Below are 15,891 nucleotides of genomic sequence, written 5' to 3'. Positions count from 1 at the left end.
AATTTTTACTCTTTTTGCACCCCTTGGGAAAAGAAATAATCGTACACCTATTTGTGTAATAATGCGATTCCCTACCGTGTCATCTGCGGTATTTCCTTTTTATTTTGAAGAGGTATTTTGATTCAATTGCGAGAAGGGAAGCCAGAATCTTATGAATGGGAAGATTAATTAATTCTGGATACCTGTCTTGAAAATAGAGAAATCTTGTTTCCGCATGTCTGATCCTCAGCATTTGTTCTCTTTGCGTAATTTCACGGTAATGTTCCTCATAGATTTCCAGAAGAATCATTAGAAATTGGGGATTTGCTTTGGCAAGTTCACTCCATTGGGATAGACTTATTGAATAGCCGGAACTGTCTTTTAAAAAATTTACGTACTCATTTGTGTGAGTGAAGGAAAAAAACGACGTAGTCGGAAAAATAAACCCACTCTGTAATATCCAGGAAGTATTTTCCTGCCCCTCGAAAATAAAATACCCTCTTGCAAGGCCCTCTTCGATAAAATACAGTTCTGGGTATGAATGATCTGGTGTGCTAATAAGTAAGCCCTTGTTGAAAGTTTTCTGAACAGAGATTTCCGCCAGTTGGCTTACAAAAGGTTCGCTTGCATTTTGAAGACTTTGCAGTTTTTCGATGAGTCGTTTCATTTAAATATGATTTAGGGTAAACTTTAAGGTGTGTCATATATGTTCTTGCCTATCAGGAATTTTATTGTTGCCGAATAGAAGTTCCAACTGTATGTTTAAATGCCAGGCTGTATAGGATAGATTCAAGAGGTACGCATCAGGGAATAATTTCAGAAGGTTCGAATAATGCTTTTCGCTAAACGCTATCAAATAAGAATCCTCTAAAAACTCTACATAAAGTTCAAATCTCGACCTTGGCATAACGTTTGGGAAATGATAAAGGAATTCCTCAGCATTGTAGGTTCGGATAACAATTTCTTCGTCATTATCCTTATCGATTGCCATTAGCCGTAATGACCCGCTTTCAATCAAGGGATAAAAATTATAATCTTCTCTAGTCAAGAACACTGTCTGGCCAGCCTTGTATGCAGTTTTTTTTGCTATGGTTGAGATGTATGCTTTGAGTCCAGGCGAGAGTGAGTGAAATGCGTTTAGTTTCTGTGAATAGTTTTCTACGTCCATATCTTTTTAGGGATAAAGAACGGCTATTTGAAAACTTTGTCAAGTTGCAGAAATTTTATGGTCTTGCAACCCCTCATCAAATTGCAAGATTCGCAGTATTCTCACAATTTCAATATCTTTCCTGAGCTAATGCTAGCATTTCACTGAGCTTTGCGATCACTTTCTTAATATCTTCACTAGCATGATTATAGTGGGCATTTCTAGCACTTTTTTCAGATATTGAATCGCGTTCCACCGTGCTAAAGTGCCTTGCAATATACTGGTGCGCGAATTTTGCCCTTTGCCATATTATTATCCCGGTCTCCATCTGAAGATGGACAAAAAAGGCCAGCTGTTTAACGGAAAAGGAAACTTTATAGTTGGCGTTCATGATTCCCGCTTCCTCAACTTCATGATTCACGAATTCCATAGCCCGGAGTAAAAGGAGTTCTTCTCGAAGGAATTTTTTTATAGTGCGCTGAATATCGGGTTTCCTTGTAAACTGGAGCATTTGGGTTTCTCTGTATAATACTCTTATCTCTTTCCGATAGGAACAGACTGCAGAAATTTTTTCCCCTAAAGTTGTCTTATGCTCAATCTCTTTTGAAATATGCCATTTGGCATAAAAAAATAAGTCAGGATGATTTATTCCAAGCCCCATGAAAATTTTTATAATGCTAAACTCATCAATCAAATCAAGCAACATAAGATCTTGATGGATTTTATCGCAGGATTCTTTCCAAAAATTAAGATCTTTAAAACTGACTATCTGACTTATATCCAAAACCGATCTTGTGACCTGCATCAGTTTAGGATCCAATTTCTTCTTTTCAAATTCTCCAACGATTAAGTTCAAATCATTCTCAATTTCGGAAATTTCTGACTCAATCATTTTTATAGGTATCCTGCCTTTATAATTGAATATTTCCGGAAAGATTTGTTTCATCCAGATTAGTAATTCTTCCATTATGTCCAGCAGTGCTTTCAGAGTGCTTATGATAATCGTGTGGTCCGGATCTTTTTCCCTTTGCGTTTTTTCTCTACTGGTCTTATCCATTAAAAGGGTTAAGTTCTGTTGGTGAAAATTTAAATATGCTTTTGACTTTTTATGATTATTTAGTTCAACGGCCATATCCCTGAAGGCTCTGGTCAGTCTGGAATGTTCTCGTTCAAGATTTTTTTTTGACTCCACTGCAAAATTTTTTGCAAAACTTTTTTTCGTTTGCAGGCTTGTGAGATGTTCCTCAAAAAAAATAAATTGGTAATTCATAGCTGATTTTTAGCACAATTTATGACTGAATTTACCTGTCAAAAAGATTTTTACACCGAGGCCTTGGGTGGTTACACGAATAGTTTGATTAGGCTGACAAACATATTCTCAAAAGTAAAAACCGACGTATATTGTCTTTAGAATTTATCTGCAAATAATGAATTCAAAGGGGGTTGATCAATTATGCAACTGATAGTTAACTTGATTCTATGCCTGCAATAATTCAATTTGCAGCAACGCAGGCTGAATTTTAGCTGCCTAAAATAAACCTATTTTTCATCTAAATCCTTTGTGTATGTTAATCCCCCAATCTGAACAGCTGTACCTGGAAATGACCTCTAAGCTTCATGCTGGAAAAAATGAACTTATAAGTGATCTGCTTAGGTTATCCTCCTCCCTTGAAATGATAGAAAGCGGCACAATCCGTTTAAATTCCCTAGCAAACCGATTAGGTTTTTCCTCGGAAGCAGAAGAGATATTTTTCTTTAAACAGATCAAGCCCAAGTTTTACAGTTGGAAAATTTTTATTGTAGAACAGTTCAATATTGTCTCGAATATTCCAGTAGATACAGACGAGGCAATCCGAAATTATTACATAAGGGAAATAGATTTCTTAAGAAGATATTTCGAACAAAATCAATTTCTTTACCAATATTATCTCAATGACCAGAGCGCACTAGATGAAGAATACTTTTTAAGGCGTAATAGGCAGAACATACTTCCCGCAGTGAATTTTAGTGAATTCGAGACAAAGGGAGATTATACCTTTGCTAAATTCCGTGCGTATGAACATTTGCGGGAGTTTTTATTGACACGCATCAGACTTTTATACAGCGACCCAGAATCCTCAATATTTCAATTGTTGTCAAAAAACTCAAACCTGAGATGGACAGACGATAAAGTGAAGCTTGTAGAACTTGCCTATGGCATATATTTTATGGGGTCATTGAATAATGGAAAAGCAGATATTTCTCAGGTCGTTGATATTCTTGAAAAGAGCTTAAATGTAGATCTGGGTGTCGCTTATCGCAAGTTCATTGATATCTCTAGAAGGAAAAGCAAGGGATATACTGTTTATTTAGACAGTATGAGAAATGCCATAAACGATCACATTGCCAGAAAACTTAAGTTTAATTGATAATCAACCAAATTGCCAATTTCACTTTGTATAATTTTTCTCATATCGCAGGATATCCTCAAAATAATCCAGATTAAAAAAATTACACACCTAAATAAAAGTGTTATAGTTTTTGTAAATAAAATGCTAGTGATTTAATGAAATTCTCTTCTGTTTAATAAAAATGGATCAGTAATCAACTAAACTGATGAATGTAAAATTTATAACAAATCTGATCTCCAATAAATAACTTTCAGATCAAGGCAAAAATAGCCTTATAAAAATCGTTCACACTATTTTCATAGTGTCAATAACACGTCTTGCACATACTGAATTTTGAGCCAACAAAAGAGTTGGTCTTTGACATTCAGGAATGAAACATTACCCTTTAAATTGAAGGGAATTTTGCGAAGCTTTGAGATGACGTCAAAAAGGTGAAAGCGCATTGGCAGACGATAAGTCCGGTTTGTAGAAATCGACGCGAGTAGTTCCGAAATTACAATATATAGAGGCCCTTCTTTTTGGGTTCTATTTTATAGGGGCGATAAGCCCCTTTTTTGTTTCTGAAAATTCTAAAACTAAATCGGTATGTCAGCTTTTTTAAACGTTAATGAGATCAAGGAGAAAGTGTCGCTCCTCGATCTTTTGAAGAACTTGGGGTTTAGTCCCCAGAAAGTATCGGGGGGAGAGTATTTTTTTCTAAGTATGTTGCGTGAAGAATATACGGCCTCACTTTGTGTAAATGATAATCTGGGGGTCTGGTTTGACCATGGCGGTGCAGGAGTATCGGGAATAAAAAGCGGAAGCATAATCGATTTTGGCCTTGCATATTGGTATCCCTCAAGCTTTCCTGAGGTTCTTAAAAAAATCGTAGAGTATGCAAAAATAAACCTTGAGAGAACCGCGGATGTGCCTGTTGATAATTCCCGAAGGCCCTTGCCCTTCAAAGTTCCAAGATATGAAGTAGAAGTAGTAAATGAATCAATCGGCAACGATGTCATCAGCTCATATCTTAAAGGCAGGGGAGTGCAAAGCGTTGCAGGTGGTTATTTATATGAACTTTATTATTCGGTCATGGACAGCAGCAATAAGCGCAGGAATTACTTTGCTTCTGCATGGCCAAATGAGAATGGTGGCTGGGAGGTACGCAACAAATATTTTAAGGGTTGCCTGGGGCACAAGGGAATGAGTTTTTTGCAGGGGGCTGTTGACAGGCTAGGTGTCTTTGAAGGTTACTTTGATTTTCTGAGCTGGAAAGTCGAACATCCACAGGATCCTGCATCCATATTGGTGTTAAATTCCCTTTCGTTTCTACAGGCTGCCAAGGGTAGGTCAAACCAGTTTGGTTCTATTGAACTTTATTTTGACCATGATAAAGCAGGAAAATCTGCTGCGCAGGAATTTATCCGAGATGTACATGGAAGTATAGACTGTTCGTTCAAATATGCAGGGTTTAAGGATTATAATGAAAAGCTTGTGGCTGATCTAAGGCAAATTGAAAAATCTATTGTTAAGCCTATGCCTTTTAGTGTAGAGAATGGTTTTGGTATAACACGTTGATATATGAATATATAACTATGTAAATATTGAGCTATATAGATATAATTATCTATATATGCTTAAATATCAATATGTCTCTATCGGTATATGTGGATATTCTTATATAGAAATATGTGGATATATGTTTAGCTAGTTAAACTCAATGATAAGTTTCATCATTTTTAGTCTTACTAATAGTGGCTTATTGATTTTACTTTCCGGATTAGCTCTAAGTGGCCCGAAATGGCTCTCTAGAAATAAATCAAAGTCAGTTACTTTTGTTGCCTCATTTAAAAACACCGGCATTTCCGGTCTCCGGCAATTCTTGAAAAACTCTTCTAATTCCTGCAGCTCCATCTGGCAAAGATAGCTTTAGGCTTTCTGTTTTGCCGGAATACTTTTTAACAAAATCCTAATAAACCAAGCTTAAGTTTTTTGGTTTTTATCCTTTCGTTATAGTTGGTGTATTTTGGTTTTTTAGCCTGCAAGTTGTGTTTTTGTTGCTCAAAAACCCTATAACTTGCCCGCTTTTTTTCGCCTTGGGGGCGTAGCGGGATGGAAAAAACGTCGCAACTAGTTTTTTCTTCTTCGGAGGATGTCCCTTAATTGTTGAATATGACCAAGAAAAAGAATGGGAGGCCTTTAAAATTAGATGGTAAAAGAACCAGGTTCATTAAGGCCAGATTTACCGAGGAAGAATATGCTTTACTCCGAAACCTTTGGCTTTCCCTTGGATTGAAAGAAAGTGATTTCTTGCGGCAAAGGCTTTTAATCTCCTCTGCGGTTTCAAATAAAATCAATGCTGTCGAAGTTTTAAAACACCTGAACCAGATCGGTGCAGAGATCGGTAGGTCAGGAAACAACATTAACCAGCTTGCCCGGCATGCGAACTTTTTAAATAAACGAGGAATGCTCTCTGCTGAAATTGTACTTCAGTTCAACACGATTTTTACTGATTACATTTCAATATTTAGAGGAATGGAGAGAGCAACCAGGGAATTACTCAGATTATTAAAGGCTTAGTTTATGATTGTGAAAATTCTTTGGAAATCAAAGACTTTTAGGGCAGTTAGGTACAATACCAATAAAGTTGAAAAAAATAAGGGAGAACTGGTAAAGGTATCCGGTTTTGGGGCGCTGCAAGGGCTATCTGAGATCAGGCCTGGAGATTATATAAACTACCTCTCATCCCTAGCGAGCAGAAACCGCAGGGTTGTATATCCGCAATTTCATGCAATGATATCTTCAAAGGGCAGAAGCTTGGACAAGGGGGAACTAGTTACACTGGCCGAAGGCTGGCTAGAGGGCATGGGTTATGGAAATCAGCCGTATCTTCTCATTTTCCACAAGGACACGCAGAATAATCACATCCATATGGTATCTTCAAGAATAGACCTGGAAGGGAAAAAGATTTCCGACAGCTTTGAGAAGATCAGGGCTTATAAGGTACTGAATAAACTTATCGGTAATGATGAGAAACATGCTGCTGAAAAAGCTTTGACGAGGGCACTTCAATACAGCTTCTCCAATAAGGCGCAGTTTATGATGTTGCTTGAAAGACAGGGATATGCATTAAAAGTTCTGGAGGATACGCTTGATCTGTCAAAGTATGGTGAAAAAGTAGGCAGTATAAACTTAACCAGAATAGAACAAAAAATTGCCCGGTTTTCACCTGATCAGAAAAGAAAGGAACAGTTAAAACAGATTTTTGCAAAGTATAGGCCAATTACCGATTCCAGAATTCAAGCGATCAGGGAAGATCTTCCAGGTGGCGAGAAAGGAAAAGTAATATTCTATAACTCTGAGTTAAGCGAAAAATTATCTTCTTCATTCGGCCTTCAGTTTGTATTTCATTTTAAAGGTGACAAGCCGCCATATGGCTATACCATTTTAGACCATTCCACCAAGGAAGTTTTTAAAGGTGGCGATATTATGTCCATAACTAAATTTATGGAGACTTTACGCCAAACCGAAGAAGTAAAAACGTCAATACCCATTTCGGAGGGTATTTATGAAAATCAGTTTTCTCCAAAGGAAGAGATGCTCCTTGAAAATCCATCAGAGTCAATATTTCCTGCTGACGAGGTTGAAATGCATGATTGTATATCCATTGGCGAATTCTCTTTGGATATAGATATCTCTGATGATATTGATGATGAGCAGATCCTCGGACGGAATAGGCGCAGGCAAAAAAAAGCAAGAACCAATACACGTTAAATTTTTATGCTTATGGTTATATTAATTGGAAATCAGAAAGGGGGAGCAGGTAAAAGTACACTCTGCCTGTTACTGGCCTATTTCCTCTCAATGCTTAAAAAAAAGAAGGTTACCGTTCTGGATATGGACTACCAGGCTTCGATTTCAGGCAAGTTTGAAAAGGCAAAAATTCTTGAGAACGATCCCCTCTACGAGGTTATTCCCTCTGATCTTAAGTACTTCCCGGCTCTGCTGGAACTGCTTAACCAAAATAGGGATGAGTTTGTGCTCATTGATCTTCCGGGTAAAATGGACGATGATCTATTGATTCCCATTATCAGTTCCGCGGAACTCATTATCTGCCCGTTTAATTATGATGAATTTTCTGTAGACAGTACAGTGCTCTTTTCGCTTGTATGTCGGGAGATCAATAATTTATCACCCATGGTGTATGTGCCAAATAGGATTAAAACAACCGTAAAGTATGAAACCAGGGAAGAGGTAGACAAGGTACTATCCAGATTTGGAAAGATTTCTCCCGGTATTTCTGACCGCATCGATTTTCAGCGGGTAGGAACCATCCATGTCCCGGCCTCTTTAATTCCAGTTTTTATGCCGGCAATGGACTTTATCTATGGCAGCTTTATGAAGAGAGGTATATCATCATGAGCGAAATCAAGTCCCTTGCCGATCAATTGAAATCAAGGATCCAAGAGGAAAAGGGATTGCCGGAAAAATCCCAGGCCAGTCATGGGGCTGAAAAGATTGGTGTAAAAAAAACTGAATCCAAAGAAACGGTCGTGAATACCAAGCGGCTAGCTAGCTTTCTCTCATCCCTGCGGGACTTTAATATGGATGGGCAGGAGAAAATCCTTATCCGCATTGATAAGCGCACAATGAATAAGCTTAGGCAACTAAAGATTACTTCGAATATTGATATGACCAGGGTAATCGTTTTTTCCCTCCACCAGTTTTTAAAAGGCCATCCCTGGTTAAACGAATATATTTCTCAAACTTTAAAAAATATGACCCATGAGCTGGACTAATTTCTTGACCATAATCTTTATTGTATATATGGTTTATTATTTACTGAACTTATTTTTTGATCTTTTTCTATCTCAAAGAGTTGGTGTGAATGAAACTCCGGAAGACGAGCTTTTCTTTGCACAAACATTTACCCCTGAGCTGATTACCCTGGAAGAGAAAGCTGAGGAGGCTGTGCCTACGGATTCAGAAAAAAAGGAGAAACCAGCCCCTTATTTGCCAACAGGTCCAATTAGCTCAAGTGGAGGCATTGGACTAAAACAGCTTTTTTCCCTTGCGAAAGACAACCTCATCGAACATACGCGGGCAATACCTTACTAAACTCCATGAGGTTTTCTTTATTCTTTTTAAGGGCAGCGTCAGCTTCTTTTTTTTTGCTCTCTACTTTTTCCGCTAATGCTCAACCAGGAATCTCAGAGTTTTATTCCGCCTCGGCAGAGGTGAAAGGCTGGTATTTTTCGCTCTCGGATCTGGTACTGGTTATTGGCGCAATCGCAGGAATCCTAGGTGGACTTAGGGTTTATGCCAATTGGCAGATGGGCAAGCACCACATTGATGCGCAGGTTATGGGATGGTTCTTTTCATGCCTCTTTTTATCTCTCATCGGTGTATTCCTCCGCGGTCTTTTCGGACTGTAAATACAATTTTATTCAATTTAAATCAATTTTTTTATGACAAGAAAAAGCAAAAGACTTTTGTCATTGGCCGCGCTATTGGGTTTAGTGCAGGCAGTTTCCGCCCAGACTGGGGGAGGAACAACAGGAATCAATGCGGCGACTTCCTCGCTGACCTCTTATGTAGATCCGGTTTCTACACTCACCCTTGCGATTGGTGCCGTGGTAGGTATTATCGGCGGGGTACGTGTCTACATCAAATGGAATTCCGGAGATCAGGACATCAACAAAGAAATTATGGGCTGGGGAGGTTCCTGCCTTTTTCTGGTTCTGGTATCGGTAGTGATCAAGGCTTTCTTTGGCGTATAGCATGAGGATGTATCCAGTTTACAAGGGGCTTCAAAAGCCCCTTGTTTATCGCGGTTTCAAAGGGAAGTTTATTGCTTATGGAATTTCTTCCTTAGGTCTTGGGCTGGTCACAGGAGGCCTAGCCGGTGCGCTCCTCAATATGTATATCGGTGGCCTCTTAACCATTCTTTCAATAGCCGGTGGGCTCCTCTACACATATTCCAAGCAGGCATCCGGTCTTCATGATAAGACCAGATCCAGGGAGATATTCATTCATCGTATTTATTTAAGGCGAGGTTATGGGAAAACAGGAATTTAAACTGCCATATGCCGGAATAGAAGAGATAGGCGGACTTTCCGTTCTTTATGGTGAGTCAGGCGATTTTTCAGTAATTCTTTCTATCGAAAATCCGGTGCTTATTTATTCCGCTGATCCGGCAGGCTACCAGGCCTTTCATCTTCTGCTTCTCAATGTGATCAAGATATTGAGTGAAGGGTATATCATTCAGAAACAGGATGTGTTCTCTAAAAGAACTTATCAGGCGAAAGTGCAAAGTGAACCCCTTCAGCAAAAATACGATGAGCATTTTTCAGGGAGGGAATATATTGAGCACTCTAGTTATCTGGTTATAACCCGTCAGGTCAAACGAAGGGCAATGTACGTTTATGACAGGAAAGCCCTTTTGGATTTTGTATCCAATATTGCCAAGGTCTGTGAACTATTGAAAGGAGCATCGGTATCACCAAAAGTACTGCCCCAGGGTGAGATAGAACGCTATATTTCGCGGATGCTTGCCATGGATTTCTCCTCAGACCATTTTTCGCTCAATAACTTAAGGGCCGGGGATACTGAAATAGGTATTGGGAAAAAGGTGATCCGCTGCATGAGCCTGGTCAATATCGATTCCATTGACATGCCTGAATCCATTGGGCCATATTTAATGGCGAACGACGGGAAAGGACTACAGGAATTTCCGATGGACAACCTTTCTTTCCTGTCATCAGTTCCGGGTATTGAAAGTCTTGTTTATAACCAATTAATTGAAATTCCTTCCCAGGGCATTACCCTGAACAAACTGCAGCTGAAACGCAAGCGGCATTCCGGAGTTCCTGATCCAGCCAATCAGATGTGTGTGGAGGATATTGATAAGTTGCTCATAGATGTGGCAAGGGAAAACCAGTTGCTCGTCAATGCGCACTATTCTTTATTGGTCTGCTGCGAACTTCCACTTCTGGATACCAGCTGTAACTTTATTGAAGCTTCCCTATTTCAGCAGGGGATTATCCCCTCCAAGAATGCCTATAACCAGATGGAACTCTTTAGGAGTGCCTTGCCTGGAAATGCAGTGGAACTGAAAAAATACGACTGGTTCCTCACCACTTCGGATGCGGCCCTTTGCCTGTTCTACAAGGAACGGCTGATGCGGGATGAGCCCTCCAAGTTTCTCATGCGCTTTACCGATAGGAGAGGAATCCCTGTAGGCATAGATCCAGCAGATCTTCCTATGGAATCTGGCAGGATTACCAACCGTTCAAAATTTGTTCTGGGCAGCTCTGGTACTGGTAAATCCTTTTTTATGAACAGCCTGCTTGAACAGTATATGCTTTATAATTACGACATCGTGATCGTTGATGTAGGACATTCCTATTCCGGGCTATGCAATTATTTTGGAGGAAAGTATTACACCTATACCGAGGAGAATCCGATCACGATGAATCCCTTTCTTATTTCTGAAGCAGAATATAACATCGAAAAGAAGGATTTCCTCAAAACACTTATCGGACTTCTTTTAAAGGGTGCAGAGGGAAGCGTATCGCAGATTGAGGATACGGTTTTCTCAAATGTACTCTCGGCCTACTATTCAGACTTCTTTTTAGGAGAGGCTGATTATGCGCTGTGTTTTGATTCTTTCTACCATTATTCGATCGTTAAGATTTCGGAGATCAAGGAAAATGAGAAGATCAGTTTCGATCTTGATGAGTACCGTTATGTACTTAAAAAATTCTGTCTTGGCGGAGAGTACGGTAGGCTGCTCAACGAAAGCGCTGATCTCTCAGATTTTACAGAGCGTTTTATTGTCTACGAAATTGATTCAATCAAGGAAAATAGGGTTCTTTTTCCAATCGTGACGCTGGTGATTATGGATTTGGTACTGCAGAAAATGAGGCACCGTACAGGCCAGCGAAAAGCGATGATTTTGGAAGAAGCGTGGAAGGCAATCGCATCTCCGCTAATGGCTAACTACATTCTTTACCTCTATAAAACGATGAGGAAATTCTGGGGAGAGCCAATTGTGGTGACGCAGGAACTGGGCGATATTATCGGAAATGCTGTAATAAAGGATTCCATTCTGGCCAGTTCCGACACCATCTGCCTGCTCGATCAATCCAAGTTCAGGGGGAATTATGCAGAGGTAGCAAAGCTCCTGGCGCTCAGTGAGGTAGAGCAGCGAAAGATATTTACCATCAATGCGCTTGAAAATAAGGCCGGACGCGGGAAATTCAAGGAGGTTTACATTAAGCGCGGAAGTATAGGGGAGGTCTATGGCGTTGAAGTGTCGCTTTTTCAGTATTTAACCTTCACAACCGAAAAACCCGAAAAGACTGCTGTCGAATCTTATGTCAAGCGTTACGGTTCTTATCCTCTGGGACTGGAACATTTCGTTGCCGATATGAAAATGAGCGCAATCTCTCTTCCCGAATTTGTCAAGAAAGTCAATTCATCCATCACAAGTTAAATTCTATTTTTATGCGAAAAATATTCATCTATTTTTTATTTGGAATCTTCGTGCAATCGGCCTCCGCACAAATATACGTTGACCCAACAACCGCTGCGGCCACGGCTGCCCATGCAGGGGTGATGAACAGCGGTCTGTCCCGAACCAGCGACAACCTTACTCTTGTGCAAAGGGCACAGCTCGCGGTAACTGGTCAGCTTGGAATTGTAAATGACCTTCAATCCACTATTTACAGAGGCTTATCTGAGGTTTCAGGAGTAATGAGGTCTCTGCTTTCTGTTAAGGATATTTATGCGATTTCTCAGGATATTGTCATTGATGTGAATAAGGCGATTAATCTAGCCTCTGGTGACCCGGTATTATTGCTGTTTGCCGAAGGAGGTGCTAGGGAGTTCAAAACCCGTTCGATCAACCTTGCTACCGAGGTTAGCTCTTTTGTATTAAAAGACGGGAGGGACGCGCTGATGGATTCCGGTGAACGGGCAAAGCTTCTCAATAGGATCGTCACAGAACTTACCATCCTCCGCGGAGTGGCCTATGGCATGTACCGTACGATGTACTGGGCAAAGCAGCGCGGAATCTTAAATTCCCTAAACCCTTATGCAGGATATATCAATATTGATAAACGCATAGCGGACGATATTATCAGGAATGCCAAGATGCTCAAGCAATGAAAAGCGCAGCATTTTTCACGGCTATGATTTTCATATCAATAGCTGCTCATGCGCAGTTGAATGTCGGGCTTTTGCACCAGCTTGTGGGTAATAGCAAAACAGAACACGGAAAACAGTCTGATGCGAGGGACAGGCAGGCGGGATCCACTGCAAATGAGGAGGCAAACAAAACCCTGATGGTAAGATTAAAGAATAAATACAGGGATATCCAGTCCCGGTTCAAGACTTTGGGACTTGCCATTGATGCGGTGCAGATCGGAATCGAAGCCTATCCATTGATTGCTGATATTACCGAAAGCCAGGGGATGATTTTTGATTTATGCAAGGACGATTCTATACTTTCCGTTCTGGCCATACAGGCAGAGCTGGATATGGGGGATCGGGCACATGCACTGCTGAATTTTTTGTACGGACTTGCTCTTTCTATGCAGGACATCAACCAGATGAAGCAGAGCGACCGCAAAATGCTTTTTTCCCATGTGCTCACTGAACTCCGCCTGATAGCCGGGGCATCCAGAGGACTGGCGGTAACCCTTCAATATTCTTCAAGAAAAAAGGTCTTCAATCAGCTAAACCCTTTCTCAGAATTTATCAATACCGATAAAAAATTGGTAGATGAAATCCTGCGAAAAAAAGATATCCTAAAAAACTGATGTTATGAAATTGCTTATTTTAATTTTTTTAATGCTGATTGGTCATTATTGTAGTAAAGCTCAAAGGCTAGTTTTTGACCGCGGGCATTTTAATATCGTAAATGAAAATGGAGCAGTACGTCTGGCAGCTGAAAATACGTATAACAGTTATTTAAATACGATCAACAACCGCCTTTCGGATATTAATCTCAATCTGGGCGCGGTCGTTATGGTTCAGTCATTAATCCTGTCTTCCTTAAGAGAAGTTGATCAGGGGCTCAAAACAGCAATCGCGGTCAGACAGATCGGCTCACTGGTTGCCGAGATTTCATCGGAAAGTGCCGGGATGATTGATATCGCCAAATCAGATCCCCATCTGCTGCTTTTTGCAGAAGACGTTTCCCGCCAGGTAAAAGATAGGGGGATAAACCTATTTTCAGAAGTCTCTGCTTTTGTATTGAAGGAAGGCGAAAACGTCCTCATGGATTTCGAAAAGCGCGATGCGCTGCTTAAGAAAATTGCCCTAGAGCTCCGCGTCATCCGTGCCCTGGTATTCAGCATGAAAAAATCCATGTACTGGACAAAAATGAATGGAGTCTTCCGTTCGCTTAATCCCTATCAGGGCTTTATCAATCAGGATCTGCGTCTCGGGAGTGATATTTTATTCAAATCAAAACTTTTAAAACCATGAAAAAACCTTTTTTGCTTCTTTTCCTCTGTTTGCTCTCAACGCTCCTCTGGTCACAGAAGAAAATTACCGACAAACACATTACCTACCAGCAGGAACGAATGGTCTTCAAGCAATGGGATGCGGATAAGTTTACGCCCAAACCAGGATTTTTAGGGCTCAACCCTGATTACTGGATTACTTGGGCGCTTCACCCCAATTATCCCAAAACGGATCTAAGACCCCTTGGCCCGCTCGGTCCACAAACGCAACGGCTGATGTTGGCAGCAGCCATGCAGAACACAGATAATCTCTACAAACTGCATGCGGATACCCTTCGCAATACTGCGCTGAGCGAGGCCTCCAATTATTCTTCGGCACTTTCTTTTGCCGATCCCCTTTGGCTAATGTACTATCGCAACGAGTTTGAAGGATTATTAAATCAGGCAGATGCCGATATGCTTGCAGGCCTTTCGCTTGCAGAACAGAAATACATAATATCTGTGGGTCTGTTTGACTGGTACAGGGAGGAAAGCAGTGCACTTCTTGAAAGGCTGGAAATCGCGAGGTCGACTACCTTAGACCGGGGATCAAGGATAATGGCCTACCACAGGATGCTATCTGAATTCAGAAAACTCTCGGCAAGCTGGGAAACCAAGAAATCCAGGGCAAAAACCTATCTCTCTATCCGCTCGTCTGTCCAGAAGTTACGGGCCGGTGAAGTTCAAAGACCAGCATCCCCAAAGAGCGATATCCAGATTGCCAATGATATTCTTAAAAAATCAAAACTATAAGCAATGGATATTTTAAATGTTATAACCGGCACAGCCGGTTTTTTTGTGCAGGCAGTGCCCGATTCGTTCAAGGACACTTTTAATTTTCTTCAGGGCAACGGCGTGTATGAAGAGGGGATGATGCATTTTCTGCATGAGATGAAAAGTACGATCTGGACTCATTATGATGCCTTTATTGCAGATGCGCAGGCACTGGCGGCAATTTTTATGCTCATCTTTTTTGCTATCAAAAGCTATGAAATGATCTCCGGGGATAAACAGCTTGAAATTATGCCGCTGCTCCGTCCTTTCGGTCTGACCATGGTGATTCTATGGTGGAGCATCTTTACCCGGGTCCTTGCGTATCCAACCGATGTTGTAGAACAGAAGACCTCAGCAATGTTCGATGGCAGCCAGGCAGAGATCAATGATCTCAGGCTACAGCGGGCGAAGCTCATGGTAGAGGTTTCTGATCAGCTCTATAAAATTCAGGCCGAGACGCAGACAGCAAAAACAGAAGCGGATACCTGGTATGAAAATGCATGGGAATCTGTTAAGTCTTCGGTAAAGGAAGGGTTTTCCGAAGTCTGGAACCCGATAGTGGAAATGAGAAACCGGCTGGAGGTTGGTCTGCAACTTTTGGCTACCTCTCTTTTGGAAACACTCGCTATATGGATACTCAGGGTCTGCACCTACATTATTTTTATCATTCAGATCATCTTTTCCACGATACTGATTATTTTAGGCCCCTTTTCAGTAGCCGTCTCTATTCTGCCAGCTTTCAGGGATTCCTTTTCGACATGGGTCGCCAGGTTCATCTCGGTAAACCTTTATTCAGGGATTGCATATCTGGTGATGTATGTAGCGTCCCTTTTCCAGCATTATGCACTTGAGGCGGAAATTACCCGTTATCAGGAGCTTGTTGGGACTGGCGGGGCAAGCCTTGAAAAGCTCGGCTGGTTTGCCAGCAATGGAGTTCTCTCCTTTGGAATGGTAATCGTAACCTTTATCATCGGTGCACTAACCATGCTTACCGTGCCGAGCATTTCAACATGGATAGTATCCACATCGGGTGTATCTTCTGCCGCAAGTTCTATGGGAAGAGGTGCATCAAGCATGACCAGGGTTGCTGGACAGATAATGGGAGGATAGA

At 40.9% G+C, this 15,891-nt stretch carries 18 protein-coding genes; 15 read left to right on the top strand and 3 right to left on the bottom strand.

Annotated features, from left to right (window positions below; translation table 11 throughout):
• Positions 1-79: 79 nt before the first annotated feature.
• The 3 genes from ASF92_RS15425 to ASF92_RS15415 form a co-directional block, all read right to left on the bottom strand.
• The gene (locus ASF92_RS15425) at positions 80-646 is read right to left on the bottom strand and encodes a Crp/Fnr family transcriptional regulator (RefSeq protein ID WP_056095098.1); all 567 of its coding nucleotides are present in this window, start codon (positions 644-646) and stop codon (positions 80-82) included.
• Between the two features lie 33 nt (positions 647-679).
• Complete coding sequence (locus ASF92_RS15420) at positions 680-1,147, bottom strand: hypothetical protein (RefSeq protein WP_056095096.1); 468 nt, start codon at positions 1,145-1,147, stop codon at positions 680-682.
• Between the two features lie 109 nt (positions 1,148-1,256).
• Complete coding sequence (locus tag ASF92_RS15415) at positions 1,257-2,396, bottom strand: hypothetical protein (RefSeq protein WP_056095094.1); 1,140 nt, start codon at positions 2,394-2,396, stop codon at positions 1,257-1,259.
• Between the two features lie 295 nt (positions 2,397-2,691).
• Between ASF92_RS15415 and ASF92_RS15410 the strand changes: the two genes are divergently transcribed.
• The 15 genes from ASF92_RS15410 to ASF92_RS15330 all read left to right on the top strand — a co-directional run bounded on the left by ASF92_RS15410 (position 2,692) and on the right by ASF92_RS15330 (position 15,890).
• On the top strand, positions 2,692-3,534 hold the full coding sequence (locus tag ASF92_RS15410) for an RteC domain-containing protein (protein WP_056095091.1): 843 nt from the start codon (positions 2,692-2,694) through the stop codon (positions 3,532-3,534).
• A 567-nt stretch (positions 3,535-4,101) separates the two neighbouring features.
• A complete protein-coding gene (locus tag ASF92_RS15405; RefSeq protein WP_082489583.1) occupies positions 4,102-5,073 on the top strand; it encodes a toprim domain-containing protein in 972 nt (323 codons plus the stop codon).
• Between the two features lie 594 nt (positions 5,074-5,667).
• Positions 5,668-6,075, top strand: a complete 408-nt coding sequence (gene mobC, locus ASF92_RS15395) for a plasmid mobilization relaxosome protein MobC (RefSeq protein WP_056095082.1) — start codon at positions 5,668-5,670, stop codon at positions 6,073-6,075.
• A 3-nt stretch (positions 6,076-6,078) separates the two neighbouring features.
• Positions 6,079-7,269 (top strand): relaxase/mobilization nuclease domain-containing protein, encoded by a 1,191-nt coding sequence (locus tag ASF92_RS15390; protein ID WP_056095080.1) that lies wholly within the window; start codon positions 6,079-6,081, stop codon positions 7,267-7,269.
• Between the two features lie 12 nt (positions 7,270-7,281).
• Positions 7,282-7,917 (top strand): ParA family protein, encoded by a 636-nt coding sequence (locus ASF92_RS15385; RefSeq protein WP_056095079.1) that lies wholly within the window; start codon positions 7,282-7,284, stop codon positions 7,915-7,917.
• Positions 7,914-8,294 carry a hypothetical protein gene (locus ASF92_RS15380; RefSeq protein ID WP_056095077.1) on the top strand — a complete coding sequence of 127 codons (381 nt, stop codon included), beginning with the start codon at positions 7,914-7,916 and terminating at the stop codon, positions 8,292-8,294. The genes ASF92_RS15385 and ASF92_RS15380 overlap by 4 nt, the downstream gene beginning before the upstream one ends.
• Complete coding sequence (locus ASF92_RS15375; protein ID WP_147273667.1) at positions 8,281-8,613, top strand: hypothetical protein; 333 nt, start codon at positions 8,281-8,283, stop codon at positions 8,611-8,613. Before ASF92_RS15380 ends, ASF92_RS15375 begins: the two co-directional genes overlap by 14 nt.
• Before the next feature lie 5 nt (positions 8,614-8,618).
• Complete coding sequence (locus tag ASF92_RS15370; RefSeq protein WP_056095073.1) at positions 8,619-8,930, top strand: DUF4134 family protein; 312 nt, start codon at positions 8,619-8,621, stop codon at positions 8,928-8,930.
• Between the two features lie 33 nt (positions 8,931-8,963).
• The gene (locus tag ASF92_RS15365; protein WP_056095071.1) at positions 8,964-9,275 is read left to right on the top strand and encodes a DUF4134 domain-containing protein; all 312 of its coding nucleotides are present in this window, start codon (positions 8,964-8,966) and stop codon (positions 9,273-9,275) included.
• 278 nt (positions 9,276-9,553) lie between these two features.
• Positions 9,554-11,992 (top strand): TraG family conjugative transposon ATPase, encoded by a 2,439-nt coding sequence (locus tag ASF92_RS15355; protein WP_056095063.1) that lies wholly within the window; start codon positions 9,554-9,556, stop codon positions 11,990-11,992.
• Between the two features lie 11 nt (positions 11,993-12,003).
• Positions 12,004-12,666, top strand: a complete 663-nt coding sequence (locus ASF92_RS15350) for a hypothetical protein (protein WP_056095060.1) — start codon at positions 12,004-12,006, stop codon at positions 12,664-12,666.
• Complete coding sequence (locus ASF92_RS15345) at positions 12,663-13,319, top strand: hypothetical protein (RefSeq protein ID WP_056095057.1); 657 nt, start codon at positions 12,663-12,665, stop codon at positions 13,317-13,319. The genes ASF92_RS15350 and ASF92_RS15345 overlap by 4 nt, the downstream gene beginning before the upstream one ends.
• A 4-nt stretch (positions 13,320-13,323) precedes the next feature.
• Positions 13,324-13,989, top strand: a complete 666-nt coding sequence (locus tag ASF92_RS15340; RefSeq protein ID WP_056095054.1) for a hypothetical protein — start codon at positions 13,324-13,326, stop codon at positions 13,987-13,989.
• Entirely contained in the window at positions 13,986-14,759 is a 774-nt protein-coding gene (locus ASF92_RS15335; protein ID WP_056095051.1) for a hypothetical protein, read from the top strand. Before ASF92_RS15340 ends, ASF92_RS15335 begins: the two co-directional genes overlap by 4 nt.
• A gap of 3 nt (positions 14,760-14,762) precedes the next feature.
• The gene (locus tag ASF92_RS15330) at positions 14,763-15,890 is read left to right on the top strand and encodes a hypothetical protein (protein WP_056095048.1); all 1,128 of its coding nucleotides are present in this window, start codon (positions 14,763-14,765) and stop codon (positions 15,888-15,890) included.
• Position 15,891: the final 1 nt, after the last annotated feature.

It is taken from the genome of Pedobacter sp. Leaf176 (genome assembly GCF_001424305.1).
Classification (GTDB): domain Bacteria; phylum Bacteroidota; class Bacteroidia; order Sphingobacteriales; family Sphingobacteriaceae; genus Pedobacter.
The sequence above is the reverse complement of the archived record's forward strand: the minus strand, read 5'-3'. Positions and strand labels throughout refer to the sequence as shown.